1 pseudogene is annotated in these 534 nt (G+C 69.3%); it reads right to left on the minus strand.

Annotated features, from left to right (window positions below):
• Window positions 1–322: 322 nt before the first annotated feature.
• Window positions 323–534 (minus strand): annotated as a pseudogene (locus tag ABD323_RS45050) (hypothetical protein); the annotation flags it as partial.

Raw genomic sequence — 534 nt, forward strand, 5'->3', positions numbered from 1 at the left:
GACCGCGATCGCCCCGGCGACGCCGATGCCGAGCACCTGGTTGGGCAGCCGGTCGTACCGTATTCGGACCTTCGAGATGGTGAACGCACGCATGCCGCAGTACCTCCGTGGTGGGGGGAAAGTGGGCGCCGCACTCGGGGCGCGCTTTCGAGACTGCGGGACGGAACGGGGCCGGGCAAGCACCGGCAGCGGCATGACGCACGCCACATTTGACAGCAACTCGCGCTGGCAGCAGCCGAACTGACGGTCCGTCGGCAGTGGTGACGGCCCCACGGTGAAGAAGGTCACGTCCGCCGACGGTCCCCACTCCTGGTGCCGAAGGTCACTTGCCGGAGCCGCTGTCGGTCGGTGTTCCGTGGTAGCGGCCGCTGCTGCGGTGCCACTCGCGGTTGCCGGCCCGCCAGGCCTCCAGCCCGGTCAGGAACAGCCCCAGCTGCGGCGTCGCGAACCTCGTCAGGTCACGGCACTGGGCGTCGAACCCGGCCATCAGCTCGTTGTGCAGGTTCACTCCCCGTACATGCGCCTCCTCGAACG

The sequence above is a fragment of the Kitasatospora nipponensis genome, assembly GCF_039528135.1.
GTDB classification, from domain to species: domain Bacteria; phylum Actinomycetota; class Actinomycetes; order Streptomycetales; family Streptomycetaceae; genus Kitasatospora; species Kitasatospora nipponensis.